15 protein-coding genes are annotated in these 16,966 nt (G+C 49.6%); 9 read left to right on the top strand and 6 right to left on the bottom strand.

Annotated elements, in window-relative coordinates; all coding sequences use genetic code 11:
• Window positions 1-31: 31 nt before the first annotated feature.
• Complete coding sequence (locus ACN0T0_RS18815; protein ID WP_417228276.1) at window positions 32-382, bottom strand: DUF3127 domain-containing protein; 351 nt, start codon at window positions 380-382, stop codon at window positions 32-34.
• Between the two features lie 421 nt (window positions 383-803).
• Window positions 804-2,705, bottom strand: coding sequence for a phosphomethylpyrimidine synthase ThiC (gene thiC / locus ACN0T0_RS18810; RefSeq protein WP_417228275.1), 1,902 nt, complete (start codon window positions 2,703-2,705; stop codon window positions 804-806).
• A 308-nt stretch (window positions 2,706-3,013) separates the two neighbouring features.
• On the opposite strand from thiC, the gene ACN0T0_RS18805 reads away from it, so the two are divergent.
• Together ACN0T0_RS18805 and rarD are read left to right on the top strand one after the other, a co-directional pair.
• Window positions 3,014-4,045, top strand: coding sequence for a YeiH family protein (locus ACN0T0_RS18805; RefSeq protein ID WP_417228274.1), 1,032 nt, complete (start codon window positions 3,014-3,016; stop codon window positions 4,043-4,045).
• A gap of 350 nt (window positions 4,046-4,395) precedes the next feature.
• A complete protein-coding gene (rarD, locus tag ACN0T0_RS18800; RefSeq protein ID WP_417228273.1) occupies window positions 4,396-5,301 on the top strand; it encodes an EamA family transporter RarD in 906 nt (301 codons plus the stop codon).
• Window positions 5,302-5,373: 72 nt separating this feature from the next.
• Here the strand turns inward: rarD and ACN0T0_RS18795 are convergent, their stop codons facing one another.
• Window positions 5,374-6,171: a thiazole synthase gene (locus ACN0T0_RS18795; protein ID WP_417228272.1), complete on the bottom strand. Its 798-nt coding sequence runs from the start codon at window positions 6,169-6,171 to the stop codon at window positions 5,374-5,376.
• A 51-nt stretch (window positions 6,172-6,222) separates the two neighbouring features.
• Window positions 6,223-6,426 carry a sulfur carrier protein ThiS gene (gene thiS, locus ACN0T0_RS18790; protein ID WP_417228271.1) on the bottom strand — a complete coding sequence of 68 codons (204 nt, stop codon included), beginning with the start codon at window positions 6,424-6,426 and terminating at the stop codon, window positions 6,223-6,225.
• A 350-nt stretch (window positions 6,427-6,776) separates the two neighbouring features.
• Between thiS and ACN0T0_RS18785 the strand changes: the two genes are divergently transcribed.
• The 4 genes from ACN0T0_RS18785 (at window position 6,777) to pta (ending at window position 13,350) form a co-directional block, all read left to right on the top strand.
• The gene (locus tag ACN0T0_RS18785) at window positions 6,777-8,168 is read left to right on the top strand and encodes an aspartate aminotransferase family protein (RefSeq protein WP_417228270.1); all 1,392 of its coding nucleotides are present in this window, start codon (window positions 6,777-6,779) and stop codon (window positions 8,166-8,168) included.
• A 367-nt stretch (window positions 8,169-8,535) separates the two neighbouring features.
• Window positions 8,536-10,011 (top strand): PLP-dependent aminotransferase family protein, encoded by a 1,476-nt coding sequence (locus ACN0T0_RS18780; RefSeq protein ID WP_417228269.1) that lies wholly within the window; start codon window positions 8,536-8,538, stop codon window positions 10,009-10,011.
• Window positions 10,012-10,349: 338 nt separating this feature from the next.
• Entirely contained in the window at window positions 10,350-12,113 is a 1,764-nt protein-coding gene (gene xsc, locus ACN0T0_RS18775; protein ID WP_417228268.1) for a sulfoacetaldehyde acetyltransferase, read from the top strand.
• Window positions 12,114-12,351: 238 nt separating this feature from the next.
• Complete coding sequence (pta, locus tag ACN0T0_RS18770; RefSeq protein ID WP_417228267.1) at window positions 12,352-13,350, top strand: phosphate acetyltransferase; 999 nt, start codon at window positions 12,352-12,354, stop codon at window positions 13,348-13,350.
• A 1-nt stretch (window position 13,351) separates the two neighbouring features.
• On the opposite strand, the gene ACN0T0_RS18765 is transcribed toward pta, so the two are convergent.
• Entirely contained in the window at window positions 13,352-13,489 is a 138-nt protein-coding gene (locus tag ACN0T0_RS18765) for a hypothetical protein (protein WP_417228266.1), read from the bottom strand.
• 300 nt (window positions 13,490-13,789) lie between these two features.
• Here ACN0T0_RS18765 and ACN0T0_RS18760 point away from each other — a divergent pair, with 300 nt between their 5' ends.
• The 3 genes from ACN0T0_RS18760 to thiM are packed head-to-tail and all read left to right on the top strand — an operon-like array spanning window position 13,790 to window position 15,583.
• Window positions 13,790-14,089, top strand: a complete 300-nt coding sequence (locus ACN0T0_RS18760) for a DUF6506 family protein (protein ID WP_417228265.1) — start codon at window positions 13,790-13,792, stop codon at window positions 14,087-14,089.
• A gap of 10 nt (window positions 14,090-14,099) precedes the next feature.
• Complete coding sequence (locus ACN0T0_RS18755; RefSeq protein WP_417228264.1) at window positions 14,100-14,744, top strand: LuxR C-terminal-related transcriptional regulator; 645 nt, start codon at window positions 14,100-14,102, stop codon at window positions 14,742-14,744.
• A gap of 20 nt (window positions 14,745-14,764) precedes the next feature.
• Complete coding sequence (gene thiM, locus ACN0T0_RS18750) at window positions 14,765-15,583, top strand: hydroxyethylthiazole kinase (RefSeq protein ID WP_417228263.1); 819 nt, start codon at window positions 14,765-14,767, stop codon at window positions 15,581-15,583.
• Between the two features lie 245 nt (window positions 15,584-15,828).
• Here the strand turns inward: thiM and ACN0T0_RS18745 are convergent, their stop codons facing one another.
• Entirely contained in the window at window positions 15,829-16,524 is a 696-nt protein-coding gene (locus tag ACN0T0_RS18745; protein ID WP_417228262.1) for a hypothetical protein, read from the bottom strand.
• Window positions 16,525-16,966: the final 442 nt, after the last annotated feature.

Below are 16,966 nucleotides of genomic sequence, written 5' to 3'. Positions count from 1 at the left end.
CCCAGCGCTAGGTGGGCATCATCACTATCGGTCAGAACGGCACGTCGTCATCGAAGGTGACATCGGGCACACTTTGATCATAGGCGGGTTGCTGATCAATGTGTTGACCGCCAGAGGTTTCGGTTTGAATTTTCCAAGCCTGAAGGTTGTTGAAATAGCGGCCGTTATACTCGCGCCCGCGGATATCAAAGGTTACGGTGACACTTTGTCCTATCTGCAGTGAATCAAGCAAGCTTACCTTATCTTGAACAAACTCAAGGTTTATGTCCTGCGGATATTTACCATCCTCGACGGTCACCACCATTTCCCGTTTTGTGAAGCCGCTGTTAAACGTTTGGGGGTCTTGAATTACTTTAACTTTGCCTGACAATTCGTAAGCCATTATTACTTGCACCCTACTTTTAATAAGTCTCTTTCGAGAATGAATTAAACCAGAAAGTGACGCATATTGCTTCTGCTTTATACCTGTTTTAAGGGCGAGGGTTTAACTCGCTATGTCAGCCTGCTCACTAGGTTGAGAGGGCTATATGCTTGATAGATGGTGTTTGGATGTATCAACAGTGATGACGAAAGAGAGGGGATTTAGGCCGCCGAGATAAAACTTAAGGGCTCTAAACGGTGTTGTAGGTTTGGTGGTAAGCATCTGTTGGCATTAAAAAAACACTCTCACGACGCGCGTTGGGAAGTGATGCGGCGTGAGGGTGTGGCCAGAATGGCTAAGGGCGGAAGAGAATGAAGCGGGTCTTTATAAGCCCGTTTTCATCTACGGGCTCCGCTATGGTGGATTTGATTCGGCGGTTGCGTCAGACCTTATGATAGATTTCAGCGCCGGTTTCTTTGAACTCCTGCGATTTTTCCTGCATCCCTTTATCGGCCGCGGCCTCTAGTGTTGCGATCTGGCTAGCATCGAGATTACGAACCTCTTGGGATATTTTCATGGAGCAGAACTTTGGCCCACACATGGAGCAAAAATGCGCCACCTTCGCGGATTCCTTCGGCAAGGTTTCATCGTGGTAGGCGCGGGCGGTATCCGGGTCTAGACCAATATTAAATTGATCTTCCCAGCGGAACTCGAAACGTGCTTTGGACATTGCATTATCACGGATCTGTGCACCGGGATGGCCTTTGGCCAGATCGGCAGCATGAGCGGCGATCTTATAGGTGATAATGCCGGTTTTAACATCGTCCTTATTCGGTAACCCAAGATGCTCTTTTGGTGTTACATAGCAAAGCATGGCACAGCCATACCAGCCGATCATCGCTGCACCAATCCCTGAGGTGATATGATCATAGCCGGGTGCAATATCGGTAGTCAGGGGCCCAAGCGTATAGAAGGGCGCTTCTTGGCACTCGGTCAGCTGTTTATCCATGTTCTCTTTGATCATGTGCATCGGCACATGACCTGGGCCTTCAATCATCACCTGCACGTCATGTTTCCAGGCTACTTTGGTCAGTTCGCCTAGTGTTTCGAGTTCGGCAAATTGAGCTTCGTCGTTGGCGTCGTAAACAGAACCCGGACGTAGGCCATCCCCGAGTGAGAACGAGACATCATAGGCTTTGCAGATCTCGCAGATATCTTCAAAGTGCGTGTAAAGGAAGTTCTCTTTGTGGTGCGCCAAACACCATTTAGCCATGATAGAGCCACCACGGGAGACGATACCGGTCATCCGCTTCGCAGTCATCGGTACATAGCGCAGCAAGACACCAGCATGAATGGTAAAGTAATCGACTCCCTGTTCAGCTTGTTCAATCAGGGTGTCGCGGAATACTTCCCAGGTCAGGTCTTCGGCTACGCCACTAACTTTTTCCAGTGCTTGATAGATCGGTACTGTGCCGATAGGCACGGGTGAGTTGCGCAGAATCCATTCTCGAGTTTCATGGATGTTCTTACCGGTGGACAGATCCATAATGGTGTCAGAACCCCAACGGATTCCCCAAGTCATCTTCTCAACTTCTTCTTCAATCGACGAACTTAGCGCCGAGTTGCCGATATTACCATTGATTTTCACCAAGAAGTTGCGGCCAATAATCATCGGCTCCAGTTCCGGATGGTTAATGTTGGCAGGAATAATCGCTCGGCCTTCGGCCACTTCTTGGCGAACAAATTCAGGGGTGATTTGATCAGGCAGTTTCGCGCCAAAGCTATGGCCTGGGTGCTGCTGCGCGACAATATTGCCTTCAGCTTGGGATTTAGCCAGTTTCATGTTTTCGCGGATGGCGATGAACTCCATCTCTGGGGTAATAATCCCTTGGCGGGCATAGTGTAGCTGGGTGACGTTTTCACCGGGCTTAGCTTTGAGCGGTTTGCGGGTCAGCTCAAAGCGTAAATGATCAAGGCGTAGGTCTTGCTCACGACCACGGCCATATTCCGAGCTTAGCCCCACGAGTTGTTGGGTATCGTCACGCTCTTTAATCCAAGCGGTTCGCAGCGTCGGTAGACCTTTACGCACATCGATTTCAGTTTGCGGGTCGGTGTATGGGCCGGAGGTGTCATAAACGTATAAGGGCTCGTTTTTCTCGCCGCCCATATCCGTAGGGGTGTCATCGAGGCTTATTGCACGCATCGGTACACGGATATCGGGACGGCTGCCTTCAATAAACACTTTACGCGAGCAGGGGAAAGGCTGCACGGATGCTTCGTCGACCTGTGCGCTGCGGCTAAGCGCGAGGGTGCTATGGTTTTGGCTTGTAGCGTTATCGGACATAGTACAACCACCTTATTTGTTTGTTGTTATTGATGAAGCTAGCCAGAGATTAACTGGCCTTTAGGTAAATCTGTCGCTCTTGCGAATCACTATAACGACACCGGCAGCTCTCTGATTAGTGCCAGAAATGGTTGCTGCTCAGGGCCAGTTACTAACGGTATCGATTGAGCAGCTGATCTTATGCTAGTGGGCATGACTGGCACTATATGCGACTGGGTTCTGTCTCTATGGCTTTTGACGCAGCTCCATATACTGGGATGCGAATCAGAATCAATTTATTGATTCCCCCCAACGTTTAGGAGGTACCTATGTCGGCTATACAGAAGGCGCTGCCGTTTTCTAATACAGCAGTAAAACAGTGGCTCGCTTTAATTATGCCGGGCTTGATGCTTTGTCTTGTCGTGGGAATGGCTGGGAAATTTGTCTCGGAACACTACGGCGGCCCGATTATTTTGTATGCCTTGCTGATGGGGATGTCGCTTAATTATCTGTCGCAGGAAGGTCGCTGCATGGCGGGAATTCAGTTTGCGGCGAAGTCGGTTCTTCGTTTTGGCATCGCCTTACTCGGCGCTCGTATTACCTTTGAACAGTTGCTCGGCCTTGGTTTTACGCCGATCGCTATTGTCATGGTGGGGGTGCCTGCGACGATTCTCTTTGGTTATGTTTGTGGCCGTTGGTTAAAACTGAGTAAGTCGCAAAGTATTTTATCAGGCGCATCGGTCGGTATCTGTGGCGCGTCGGCGGCCTTGGCGGTTTCTGCCGTATTACCCGAGAATAAAGACTCTGAGCGTAATCTGATTTTTACGGTGATTGGCGTCACTGCCCTGAGTACGGTCGCGATGATTGCTTATCCGCTGATCGTTACTGGGTTGAATCTCTCCGAGACGGAGAGTGGTATTTTCCTTGGTGCAACGATTCATGATGTTGCTCAGGTGGTCGGTGCCGGGTATATGATGTCTGACGGTGTTGGTGATGTGGCGACCTTTACCAAACTGCTACGGGTAGCCGCCTTGGTGCCGGTGGTGATTGTGATCTCGCTGCTTGTATCCCGCCGGGGTGGGGCACAAAAAGAGGGCGCATCGAAGCTGCCATTACCGGGCTTTTTAGTTGCCTTTATTATTATCGTATCGGTCAACAGTACCGGTTATATTCCTCAGCCAGTGTTGGATGGTATGACTGAATTATCACGCTGGTGTTTAGTAACGGCGATGGTGGGTCTGGGTATGAAGGCGTCTTTTAAAGAGTTGTCAGAACTCGGCTGGAAACCCATCGCACTGTTGATTTCTGAAACCGTCTTTCTTGCGGTGCTGGTCACAATCTGGTTGTTCGCGGCGCGTTAAGTACCGCCCATTTGCCCCTGCGGCAGAGTGGATGTGTCTGTCACTCTGTCAAAAGGGCTATCGTTTCTAATACCGTTGCTGATGCAGCCCTACCAATGGCCGTTTCTTGCGGCCTTTTATTCATCCCGCAAAAGACTAAAACCGTGTTTTATCGGTATTAGATTAGCCTTGCCAATATTTTAATACGTTACTGACGAGTCGTTTACCATTGTGCCGTGATGAGAGGTACTCTTTTATGGGGATATAGGTCGGTTTTATGGCGAATACACGGTTGTTGAATTGACTCTGACGGCAGTACTCGGATAATGCCGTCCTCGTTTAGTTTTAACCTCATCAATGGTAGCCCCTGAATGTCACAGCAGAATGATCAAAACGGTATGTTTTGGACGACCTTAGCTTATATCGTTTGGGGGCTGATGCCGCTGTTTTATCAATACTTGCGAGGTGTTGAGGCGATGGAAATCTTTGCGTTTCGGGTGCTCTGGTCGGTGCCGTTGATGATCTTATTATTGTGGCTAACGGTGACGCCGGTACGGGTGTTTATGTTACTACGGGAGCCCCACACATTTTTCTGGTTGTTCTTATCGACAGGGTGTATCTCAACGAGTTGGTTTTTAAACACTTGGGGGGTAACCCACGGGCAGGTATTGCTGGTAAGTCTCGCTTTTTTTCTCACGCCATTGATCAGTATTCTGATTGGCGTATTTTATCTGCGAGAGCGGTTAACGCCGTTTCAGTTATTGGCACTACTGTTTTGCTTAGGCGGCTTTCTCTATGCCTGTGTCAGCCTGGATTCGTTTCCTTGGTTAACCATCGGGATTGCGCTGTCATTCGGTAGTTATGGCTTGATTAAAAAGCAGGTAAAGATCGATACGCTCAATGGTTTGGCGGCAGAAGCAATTTTGATGGTGCCTTTTGCACTGTTCTATCTGATCGGCGTGGCGGGCAGCAGGAGTTATGCTGAGAACCAGGGAGATGTAAGAATCTTATTGATGCTCACGGCACCGATGACCATTCTGCCGCTGGGGTTGTTTGCGTTTGGCGTTAAGCGGATGCAGAGTCTAACCAGTATCGCGATACTGCAATACCTTGAGCCGACACTGTACTTTTTGTTGGCGGTGTTTGTGTTTAAAGAAGCGGTGGATAATGACCGCTTGATTACCTTTGGTTTGGTCTGGGTGGGCTTTTTTCTATTTACCTTGGATAGTCTGCATCGTCACCGTAAAGCACGTCGATTGCTGCTAGCTGAAGCTTGAACTTAGGTTTGAGCTTAGTCTACGGTTTAACGTTGGGCTGTGCTGGAAATCACTGCCCAACGCTAAACAACATTAGCCAATGACGCCGTCAATCGGCGATGACGCGCTAGCATACATCTTTTTCGCCATCCGTCCGGCCAGATAGCCCTCTCGGCCACACTCCACCGCTTTACGCATCGCCTGCGCCATCAATACGGGATTATTAGCATGGGCAATGGCGCTATTCATCAAAACCCCTTCACAGCCGAGCTCCATCGCGAGGGCGGCATCGGAGGGTGTGCCAACGCCGGCATCGACAATGATCGGCACTTTGGCATTTTCTAAGATCAAGCGAATATTATTAGGGTTTTGCAGTCCCAGTCCTGAACCTATCGGGGCGCCGAGAGGCATCACGGCGACGCAGCCCATCTCTTCTAAACGCTTACAGATGAGCGGGTCATCACTGGTATAAACCATCACTTTGAAACCATCGTTGATCAGGGTTTCCGCCGCCGCCAGTGTTTCGGTGACATTAGGATAGAGGGTTTTATCATCGCCGAGCACTTCTAACTTAACTAGGTCGTGTCCGTTCAGCAGTTCTCGTGCTAATCGACAAGTGCGCACCGCTTCCTCGGCGGTATAGCAGAAGGCGGTGTTCGGTAGAATGCAGAATTCATCCGGTGAGATAACATCCAACAGGTTGGGCTGATCGGGGTGTTGGCCAATATTGGTACGACGCAGGGCAACGGTGACAATTTCTGCGCCACTCGCGCGAATAGCGGCCCCGGTTTCTTCCGGGTCACGATATTTTCCGGTGCCTACCATCAGGCGTGAATTGAAGCGGCGTTCGCCAATGATGAGTGGATCATTACGCTGTAAATCATGGGACATGGGGGGCTCCTGCGGGCACGGATTACGAAACATAGCGGGGGTGAATGGCGATTAACCGCCCCCAATGGCGGTAACGATTTCGATCCGATCATCGCTACTCAAGTGAGTATTTGAGTGCTGGCTCTGGGGAATGACTTCCTGGTTAACCTCAACCGCAATACGTTTGCCTGTCAGTTCAAGCGCGTCAATTAATTCTTGTAAGTGCTTGCTGCTGGCCCACTGCATTTGTTCTCCATTAACGGTGATGTGAATCATGGTGGAACCTCATGTTGTCGCTATGTAATGGCGCTTTGTTCTTTTCTGGTAGTCATACTCGGAAATATCGGGCTTATCTTTAAGAGCCAGATATTCTCTCCCGGTGAGTCCAGCCAAGTGAATTCGCCGGTTATGGCGGCTGGCATCATATCAGTCAGTTAACTGGTTCTAACGGGGTTTTACTCAAGCCAAGTAGTTTATAAGCATGGATACGAAGTAGGGACGCAACAGTGCCTTATGACTAACCGAGTGATAGGAATGGGAGTGTTGCTGCTCTCTCCTCTGAATATACAGCCTGCCATTGAAGTCACAGGCTCGTATGAAACACAGTACCCTCAGTGGAGGCTTGTATGACTTATAGCTCTAACGAATTTGATGCGAAAGAAGTAGTTAATAACGACCGTAAGCACGTTTGGCATCACCTTTCGCAGCATAAACCCTATGAAGAAAATGACCCGATGGTGATTGTTAAGGGCGAAGGGATGCGGGTATGGGATGCGAAAGGCAATGAATATCTGGATGCCGTTTCCGGTGCCGTATGGACAGTCAACGTCGGTTATGGCCGTACTGAAATTGCCGATGCCGTGCGTGACCAGCTGGTTACCTTGAACTACTTTGCTCAGACCGCCGGTAACGTCCCAGCAGCACAGTTTGCTGAGAAACTAATTGATAAGATGCCGGGCATGAGCCGGGTTTACTATTCAAACTCGGGTTCTGAAGCGAACGAGAAAGTGTTTAAGATGGTGCGCCAAATTGCCGAGAAGAACTACGGCGGTAAGAAGCATAAAATTCTCTTCCGTGAGCGTGATTATCACGGTACGACCATTACGGCATTGAGTGCGACCGGTCAGTTTGAGCGTAAAAATCAATATGGCCCGTTTACCCCTGGCTTTGTTGAAGTGCCGCACTGCTGTGAGTATCGTGCTCAGGAAGGTGCCGATCTGGAAAACTACGGCGTATGGGCGGCCAATCAGATTGAAAAAGTCATTCTCGCTGAAGGACCGGATACTGTTGGCGCCCTTTGTCTTGAACCTATTACCGCAGGTGGTGGTGTGATTGAGCCGCCTCATGGCTATTGGGAACGGGTGCAGGAGATCTGCAAGCAATATAATGTGTTGCTGCATATCGACGAAGTCGTGTGTGGGCTGGGTCGTACCGGTAAATGGTTTGGTTATCAGCACTATGGTATCAAGCCGGATATGGTCACGATGGCTAAAGGTGTGGCTTCTGGCTATGCAGCCATCTCTTGTACGGTGACCACTGAAGCGGTATTCGACCTGTTTAAAGAGCCTGAAGATGGCCGGATGGATTACTTCCGTGATATCTCAACCTTTGGCGGCTGTACTGCTGGGCCTGCAGCGGCACTGGTTAACATGCAGATTATCGAAGATGAAAAACTGCTGGATAACGTGGTTGAGCAGGGTGAGTATCTTCGTGGACGTTTGCATCAGTTGATGGACAAATATCAGGTGATCGGCGATGTGCGTGGTAAAGGTTTGTTTGCAGGCTTTGAGCTGGTGAAGGATCGCTTAACCAAAGAGCCTGTTGATGAGGCGCTGTCGATGCAGATTGGGGCGCACTGTATGTCAAATGGCGTGATCATTGGTCGTACTAACCGCTCGTTTAAAGAGTACAACAATACGATCTGTTTGAGCCCTGCGCTAATTGCTACGCGCGCTGATATCGATAAGATTGTGGATGCACTGGATAACGCATTGGCGGATTTAGCACCGAATAGCTAATCTCTGAGAGTATTCTTTGTTAGGCCGTCGCCTCAGGTTGTTACAACGCTGAGGCGGCGGTTTTATAGATCCGGACGGGGTTCACCTGGGCCGGATTTATGCGTCCAAGCGCTGGTTAAAGCGTCGGTTTTTCTATATATATGAAGGCTATGCTTAATCGTTTGAGTCGTCACTGTTATTAGCGATAGACTCTGTATCACTGTTAAGTGGTGATATTCACAATAATAAAAAGCACAACAACCCGCAGTACTGAGTCGCAGTAATCGGATTTATCGTTTCTCAGCTATTTGGAAGAAGCTGATAGATAAGTCCCAATGCCTGAGTGTTTGGCCGGTTGATGAATGTGCTACTGAAAAAGGTAGATTCCATGTTTCAGCTCTTCCATTTGACACCTAAGCAGGGCGGAAGCCTGCAGCAGCAGTTACGGGAACAGATTGCCTCGGCTATTCTGAACGGTAATATTCCGTTGGACCGTTCGTTGCCCTCCAGCCGTAAGCTAGCGCAACAGTTAAATGTTGCACGTAACACTGTGGTATTGGCATACGAGCACCTGCTCGATGATGGCTATCTGATTGCGCGCGAGCGCAGCGGTTATTATGTTAATGGTGATATTCTCAACGGCCAGGTAAAGACTGAAGCGTCGCTTGGTAGCGATGATGACGTTGGTGAGCACTCTTCACCCGATTGGGATCAGCGTTTTAAACTTCGTCCTAGCCAGCAAACTAATATTGTTAAACCCCGTGATTGGCAAAAATATGAATATCCGTTTATCTACGGACAGTTCGATGCCTCGCTGTTTCCTACGATCAACTGGCGTGAATGTTGTCGGGATGCGGTCAGTGGCCCTTCAATCAGTGAATGGGCCGCTGATCGGGTTGATAATGATGATCCGATGCTGGTGGAGCAGATTAGAACTCGACTATTACCCCGTCGTGGTGTTTGGGCTTCGGCGGATCAGATTTTGGTAACGGTAGGGGCGCAGCAGTCGCTCTATATGATCGCCAAACTGTTGCTAGATAAACAAAGTACCATCGGCTTGGAAGACCCGGGTTATGTGGATATTCGTAATATCGCCAGCCTCAATCCAGCGCAGATAAAGCCGATACCCGTTGATCAGGATGGCATGTTGGTTGATGAACGGCTCAGTGATTGCGATCTTATTTACACCACCCCGAGCCACCAGTGCCCAACCACCGTCACGATGCCGATCGAGCGACGTTATGAACTATTACGCCGGGCCAATGAAGATGACTTTCTGATTATCGAAGATGATTATGAGAGTGAAACCAACTTTAAATCGAACCCAATACCGGCTTTAAAAAGCTTGGATAAGAATGATCGGGTGCTCTATATCGGTAGCTTATCGAAGACCCTGGCGCCGGGCTTGCGTTTAGGGTATCTGGTGGGGCCTGCCGAGCTAATTAAAGAGGCGCGGGCATTGCGTCGGCTGATGGTGCGTCATCCGGCCGCCAATAATCAACGTTCGGTGGCGCTGTTTTTAGAACGGGGCTATCACGACTCACTGATTATGAATATCACCCGTAACTATCAGACCCGCTGGCGTGCCATGGACGAAGCTCTGACGAAGCACCTGCCTGAGTCCCATAACCTGCCTACCTTTGGTGGCTCCTGTTTCTGGGTTAAAGGCCCGGAAGGTTTAGATGCCGATGCCTTGCGTCGCCGCGCGCGGGAGCATTCAATCTTGATCGAATCCGGCGAAGTACACTTTTTGCAAAGCCCTGCGCCTAAGAACTATTTTCGCTTAGGTTACTCATCCATTTCGACCGACAGGATTGAGCCGGGGATTGCCAAACTGGCTGAGCTTATTCATGAAATGAGCTAATTGTTCGCTCATACAGGTACACACTACCGTCTGGCGTAGGCGGTAGTCTGAATCTGGTTCTATTGGTTAACTAACTGTTTTATAAAGATTTACCTGTTTTAAGTCAGGCTTATCTAGTCTGGCTCAACCTGTTTCTCAAATCTGGTTCTACTGAGAATTCGGCCCGCCTCCTAATCTGTAATCACGTTATCCGTTAAAGCGATGCTGTTTGGCATTAGCCCCGGGACGGAAATTATCGTTGCTCTAAGGTGAATCGCAGCCTTGTAGCACTTAAATCGTTTAATTTGGCTTTGGCGATGGTTGCCCCTTCGTCTAGTACAATAATAAGGAATTCAAATATGGCTCGAATGACTCCTAGTGAAGCGATGGTAGAAACCCTCGTTGCTAACGGTGTAACCGACAGTTTCGGTATCATGGGTTCAGCGTTTATGGACGCAATGGACATCTTTACTCCAGCGGGTATCCGATTGATTCCGGTTGTACACGAGCAGGGTGCAGGCCATATGGCTGACGGCTACTCCCGTGTATCAGGTCGTCATGGTGTGTGTATTGCTCAGAATGGACCGGGTATCACTAACTTTGTTACCGCCATCGCCGCGGCATATTGGGCGCACTCTCCGGTTGTTTGTATTACCCCGGAAACCGGTACTAACACTCAGTGGCTCGGTGGCTTCCAAGAAGCACAGCAACTGCCATTCTTCGAAACCATTACCAAGTATCAAGTGACCGTAACAAATAACAGTCGTATGGCTGAATATACCGCGCGCTGCTTCGATCGTGCGATGCTGGAAAACGGCCCAACTCAGCTGAATATTCCTCGTGACCTGTTCTACGGCGATATCGATTGTGAAATTCCAGAACCGATCCGTATCGAACGGGCTGCTGGTGGTGCTGAAGCACTGAAAGCGGCGGCAGAACTGCTGGCGAATGCTGAATTCCCAGTGATGATCTCCGGTGGTGGTGTGGTTCTGGGCGATGCCTATGATGAAGCGATCGCTATTTCTGAACAGCTGGGTCTGCCGGTAGTAAACAGCTACCTGCATAATGACTCATTCCCAGCATCTCACCCTAACTGGTGTGGTCCTCTGGGTTATCAGGGTTCTAAAGCCGGTATGAAACTGATCGCTAAGGCCGATGTTGTCTTGGCGTTGGGTACGCGTTTGGGGCCTTTCGGTACGTTGCCTCAGCACGGTCTCGATTACTGGCCAAAAGACGCTAAGATCATCCAAATCGACTGCAACCCTAAAATGCTGGGTCTGGTTAAGAAAGTTGATGTGGCTATCTGTGGTGATGCTAAAGCAGCCGCTCAAGCGATCATGGGCTTAATGGAAGGCAAGCAGGCTAAGTGTCTGGAAAACCGCGCTGAACGTGAAGCTGAAGTGGCAGCGGAAAAAGCGGCATGGGAAAAAGAGCTGGATGAGTGGATCCACGAGCGCGACGATTACTCTATGGAGATGATCGAAGAGCAGTCTGGTGAAGAGGGTAACTACCTGCACCCACGTCAGGTGCTGCGTGAGCTTGAAAAAGCGATGCCTGCCGACGTGATGGTGTCTACCGATATCGGTAACATCAACTCTGTTTCTAATAGTTACCTACGCTTTGAGCGTTCACGTTCATTCTTTGCGGCAATGGCTTTCGGTAACTGCGGTTACGCTCTGCCAACGATGATCGGTGCTAAAGTTGCTGCGCCAGAGCGCCCAGGGATTTCCTACGCGGGTGATGGTGCTTGGGGTATGTCGATGATGGAGATCATGACCTGTGTCCGTGAAGATATTCCGGTCACCTCTATCGTGTTCCATAACCGTCAGTGGGGCGCTGAGAAGAAGAACCAGGTTGATTTCTACAACCGTCGCTTCGTTGCTGGCGAACTGGAAAACCCAAGCTTTGCTGAGATTGCCCGCTCTATGGGTGCTCAGGGTGTAACCGTCGATAAACTGGAAGACGTCGGTCCAGCGCTGAAAGCGGCGTTGAACGATCAGATGGAAAACCGTAAAACGACTGTTATCGAGATCATGTGTACCCGTGAACTGGGCGACCCGTTCCGTCGTGATGCGCTGTCTAAGCCTGTTCGTCATCTGGAAAAATATAAAGACTACGTATAAGTCACAGTACTTATATAACGTCTAAAACCTAGCGTCAGAGTCTTCGCAATGGAGACTCACAGGTTTTTAATCGGAGGCTTATGGTCTCCGATTTTTCAAGTTTTCTGCGAATAAGTGATTGATATATAAGTTTTGCTTCCGGTTTTTTGACGACTGACAGCATGCGGTTTCAGTATTTTATTCACAGGTTTTCTTGGAAGTATCTTCTTAATAACAATTAAAATTAAGGCCGCTGCGAATGAAAGCGTTAAATAAAATTTTTACTCGGGCTGCAGAGAACCCAAAGCGTGTCGTGTTAGCTGAGGGCGAAGACCCTCGTATTATTGCCGCAGCAGTCACGGCGACCCAGCGGGGTATCGCCGCGATTACCTTGTTAGGTGACGCTGATAAAATTAACTCACTAGTGGCGGCGGCGGGATATAGCCTCGATGGTATTAATATCATCAACCCACCTGAGTCTGATGCTATCCAGCATTACGCTAAAACCTTTTATCAATTGCGTAAGCACAAGGGGATCTCTTTCGATAAAGCGGTAGAACTGATGCAAGACCCTTTGCATTACGCCCAGATGATGGTGCATCTCGATGATGCGGATGGTTCTGTGTGTGGTGCTGTTTATACCACGGGCGAAACTGTGCGCGCGGCTATTCAGATTATAGGTATGGCCGACAATGCGAAGATGATCTCAAGCTTTTTCTTGATGATGCTGTGTGAGCCTTTTCATCAATTGAAAGGTGGGGTGATCTTCTCCGACTGCGGTTTGGTGATCGATCCCAATAAAGAACAGTTAGCACAGATCGCGATGTCAGCGGCCAACAGTGCCCGCACCTTGCTGGATGAAGAGCCAAGAGTGGCCATGTTATCTTTCTCGACCAGCGGAAGTGCCCACCATGCTGCCGTGGATAAGGTGGTCGAAGCAACTAAGATCGTCAAGCAGCAGATGCCTCATTTGGCGATCGATGGTGACGTGCAACTCGATGCCGCTATTGTCTCGGAGATTGCCGAGCGCAAAGTGACCGATTCTGCCACGCATGGCAAAGCGAATGTGCTTGTTTTTCCCAATCTAGAGGCGGGTAATATCGGCTATAAGTTAGCCGAGCGAATTGGTCAGGCTGATGCTATTGGGCCTATTCTCCAGGGACTGAAAAAACCGGCTAATGACCTCTCTCGGGGCTGCAGTGCCAACGATGTTGTGAATGTGATTGCGATTACGGTGGTGCAGTCACAGAGCCTCTAATCTACACTGGGGCAGGCTCACTGGCTGCGCCTGTCTGCCCATCGAGGGAGTTATACCCGGTAGGGTCGCTGTATCGCACTTCGGCGTTGAATTCGCGAAGTGCATCAATTTCAGCGCGCAGTATGCTGAGTGCCGCCACTAAAATTGTTTCATTCCTCGTTGTTGAACCTACCGCTCTGAATGCTGGCCTTTATTTAACCCCTCCTCATTCAAACCTTTTAATGCACAGCATTGCTAATGCAAGCCGCAAACGATGATCGCTACACTCTGGTGCTGATCTCATTACGGCGTTCGTTAGAGGGCCAAATAACGTCGCTATAAGCTCTGCAGCTGTTGGTTCTAAAGTCTTATAAAGACTGGCACTAATCAGGCTGCGGCAACCGGTCTTTAATGTCAGACATCGACAGACAATAACAATAATCAGACTAGGAGATTAACGATGGCTTTAAGTCGTTACGGTTTTATCGTTAAAAGCGCAGACCTTGAAATGTTCAAACATCACTCACGGCTGCACAGTGACAATTTTGATATGTCGATTGCCGGTGTCGCCGATGTTGCTCAGGCACAGATGGTCGCCCAAGAGATGATCACCAAAGGTATTCAGCTAATCGAGATGTGCGGTGGGTTTTCCACCGATGATGCTCAGTTAGTGCGTGATGCGATTAATGATCATATCCCGGTTGGGGTGGTGCAATATAGTGAAGCAGAGCGGCAGCGCTTGGCTGAAGAGCTGAGTTGATCCGGTGTTTATGAAGATCTATATCGCGGATAACTCCCCTCTGTACTGTGCCGGTATTGAGCAGTTACTGAAACAGCTGGGGGTAGCGGCGGCGATTGCATCCTTTAGTCATTTTGACACCCTGCAGCAGGCACTAACGCAGCGGCAAGGGGCGGTGCTGATGATCGTTGATGCGCGGTTACCGGGGCTAGATAGCCTCGAAAAACTGCAATCGTTGTTAGGTGAGCGTCGTGGGCGCTTGCTGATGCTCTCGGATCATAAAGATCTTCGCTTTATGCGTCGTTTGTTGGCTCACGGGGTTCAGGGTACGGTTGCCAAAACGGCCCCACTTGAGGAACTACAGCAAGCGATTAAAGCGGTGCTGCAGGGGCATCGCTGGGGTTATGCACTGGGCAGCGAAGGCGCTAAGGTTGATCCGGTAGGGCGTTTAGGTTATGCCATGAAGAAGTTATCCCATCAGGAAAATAATGTGCTGCGCTTTGCTTGTACTGGGCTACGGAATAAGCAAATTGCTTCCAAGATGGCGTTAACCGAACACACCATTAAAACGCATATGTCGAATATCCTGCGCAAGCTCGAGATAGAAAATCGAACCCAGCTGGTGGTGGCGATTAAACGGGTTGATATCGATCAGCCGCAGTCTGCAACGGCCTAATATTGATTCAAAGGTGACTTATGCCGATTACATTTAAAACATTTGATATTGAACCCCAGAGTAATATTGATTATGCCCGTTCTTGTGCGGCTATGTTGGCGACCATTGTTAGCCAGAAGCCGCGGGTGCAGTGTATTACCAATACCGTGGCGATGGATTTTACCTCGGATATTTTGATGGCTGTGGGTGCCCGACCCTCATTGACGATGGGGATTGATGAAATTCGAGAGTTTGTCGCTAGCAGCGACGGTTTGAGTATCAATATCGGTACATTAGATAGTGCGCGGAAGATGGCTATCAAGCCGGCGATAGAAACTGCGTTGGATTATCAGCGCCCTTGGGTGCTCGACCCGGTTTCAGTGCAAGCGTCAAATACCCGCTGCGATTATGCCCGGGAATTACTCGAGCTTAAGCCCACGGTGATTCGGGGCAATAGTGCTGAGATTAAGGCACTGCTCGGTCAGGATACGCCGGAAGCTGCATCGCTGCTCGCCCAGCAAACCGGCGCGGTAGTCGCACAAACCGGTGATACGGTGCTGGTAACCAATGGTAATACCACACTGGTGATTGCCAATGGTCATCACCTACTAACCCGGGTCTCTGCGATCGGCTGTGCCGCCACGGCGCTGATCGCTACCTTTTTATCGGTCAATCGCCGGGCGTTTGATGCGACGGTACAGGCATTACTGGCGATCTCGGTTGCTTCAGAAATTGCCGCGCAGCGCGCCAATGGGCCAGGCAGTTTGCAGATGCATATTTTGGATACGCTCTATGGGCTGAATCAGGAACAGTTGGAGAGCCGTTGTCACTTGCTGAAATGTGAAGAAGTGGCGGCATAAGCCGGCGATAGACGTTTTATTGTTGGATTTTGAATGTTCATATCGTCAAAGGTAGGCCCGATAGCGTTAACTCATCACAACGCTATCGGGCCTGCTTGGTGAAGGTGATAACGGAGCCTGTTGGTAAATAAAAGGTTGGTTCGCTCTTAGCGTGCCAAGTCTTTATGCAGCATATTTTGGGCTAGTCGGCCACTCATACCCCCCGAATGGTAACAATAGAACGAATAGTCCCAAGCTCTCGCCGGTTAGGCTAATAGCTGCTTTATAAAACAGTAGCGTTGCCACCAGTCACTGCCTCGCAAAACCTTGCTAACCGTTTTTCGCTCCTGTTCGTTGCCGTATTCCACGCTGGCGTTGAAGTCTTGAATCAAGGGCAGCATCCGAGAATAGAGCTGGCGACACTGCTGCTGGTATTCAAGGTAATTCGTGGCGCTTTGTGGCTGATGTAAGCGTGTGCTGATGCGGGTTTGTAGCGCAGCGTTAAAAGGGAAGACCGGCAGCTGAGGGCAGAGATAGAACAGTAGCCAAGCAGCATGTTGTTCATGGTAGCCACTGCCAAACACCTCGGCCGCCGCCTGTTGAATCAACTTGATTGCTTGTTGCTGCTTCTCCTCGTGGCTGAGTAGGTCAAGCTCGTACCAGATAGGCTCAAGTTGTGCGCGCACAAAGGCGTCTAAGTTTGAGGCCATGTTGGTAAAGTCATAGCCGTTATGCGCTAGCTCGGCCGCTTGCCACAGAATATTGAGATAGGTTTTATCAACGAGGGTTCTACCGGCGTTAAGCCACTGATAATGCGCCGCATGTTCAAGGCTGCCATAAAAGATGGACAGTAAACCGTTACTGCTACTGCGGGCATCATGGCCACTGCCAACGCGTGGGCTAGGCTGATGCCATTCTTCGATTGTGCGTTGGGCTGTTACTTTACAGATATCTGTGTTCATTATCTGGTCACTCGTTGTCAAAAGATATCACACTATAAAAATACCCAGGCTATTGCCCAAGCACCAGCTTAAGGTTCTGCTTAGGGCCAAGCGTCCGCGGTTTACCAGCGTGCAGAAATTGGATAAGCTGTAAAATCAATGCATTATGAAAACCGTGCTTTAAAGAACAGGCGCACTGTTATTGGTGAAAACGCGCATGCGTATTTAGCAGGGAAACCGTCAGGCCAAAAAATGGATTTTTCCTTTCTAATCAAAACCTTCCTCCAAAATTGTCGGGCTATTGAAATTGGCATAATGCACATACCAGCGATTAAAATGTTAGAGCGCCAAGCAAAGCTTGGTGCATCTTGCGAGGTGAAAGTCCTCGTCCGGTAAAGCTAAGCCCGCAGCCGGTATCGAGTGTTGCGCCTGTGGCGGAATTCTGTGGATCGAAATACTTTCC

It is taken from the genome of Amphritea sp. (assembly GCF_048266285.1).
Lineage (GTDB): Bacteria > Pseudomonadota > Gammaproteobacteria > Pseudomonadales > Balneatricaceae > Amphritea.
The sequence above is the reverse complement of the archived record's forward strand: the minus strand, read 5'-3'. Positions and strand labels throughout refer to the sequence as shown.

Excerpts from the sequence above, each read along its gene's own strand:
- ACN0T0_RS18815 (WP_417228276.1), bottom strand. The coding sequence starts at position 382 with ATGGCTTACGAATTGTCAGGCAAAGTTAAAGTAATTCAAGACCCCCAA.
- thiC (WP_417228275.1), bottom strand. The coding sequence starts at position 2,705 with ATGTCCGATAACGCTACAAGCCAAAACCATAGCACCCTCGCGCTTAGC.
- ACN0T0_RS18805 (WP_417228274.1), top strand. The coding sequence starts at position 3,014 with ATGTCGGCTATACAGAAGGCGCTGCCGTTTTCTAATACAGCAGTAAAA.
- rarD (WP_417228273.1), top strand. The coding sequence starts at position 4,396 with ATGTCACAGCAGAATGATCAAAACGGTATGTTTTGGACGACCTTAGCT.
- ACN0T0_RS18795 (WP_417228272.1), bottom strand. The coding sequence starts at position 6,171 with ATGTCCCATGATTTACAGCGTAATGATCCACTCATCATTGGCGAACGC.
- thiS (WP_417228271.1), bottom strand. The coding sequence starts at position 6,426 with ATGATTCACATCACCGTTAATGGAGAACAAATGCAGTGGGCCAGCAGC.
- ACN0T0_RS18785 (WP_417228270.1), top strand. The coding sequence starts at position 6,777 with ATGACTTATAGCTCTAACGAATTTGATGCGAAAGAAGTAGTTAATAAC.
- ACN0T0_RS18780 (WP_417228269.1), top strand. The coding sequence starts at position 8,536 with ATGTTTCAGCTCTTCCATTTGACACCTAAGCAGGGCGGAAGCCTGCAG.
- xsc (WP_417228268.1), top strand. The coding sequence starts at position 10,350 with ATGGCTCGAATGACTCCTAGTGAAGCGATGGTAGAAACCCTCGTTGCT.
- pta (WP_417228267.1), top strand. The coding sequence starts at position 12,352 with ATGAAAGCGTTAAATAAAATTTTTACTCGGGCTGCAGAGAACCCAAAG.
- ACN0T0_RS18760 (WP_417228265.1), top strand. The coding sequence starts at position 13,790 with ATGGCTTTAAGTCGTTACGGTTTTATCGTTAAAAGCGCAGACCTTGAA.
- ACN0T0_RS18755 (WP_417228264.1), top strand. The coding sequence starts at position 14,100 with ATGAAGATCTATATCGCGGATAACTCCCCTCTGTACTGTGCCGGTATT.
- thiM (WP_417228263.1), top strand. The coding sequence starts at position 14,765 with ATGCCGATTACATTTAAAACATTTGATATTGAACCCCAGAGTAATATT.
- ACN0T0_RS18745 (WP_417228262.1), bottom strand. The coding sequence starts at position 16,524 with ATGAACACAGATATCTGTAAAGTAACAGCCCAACGCACAATCGAAGAA.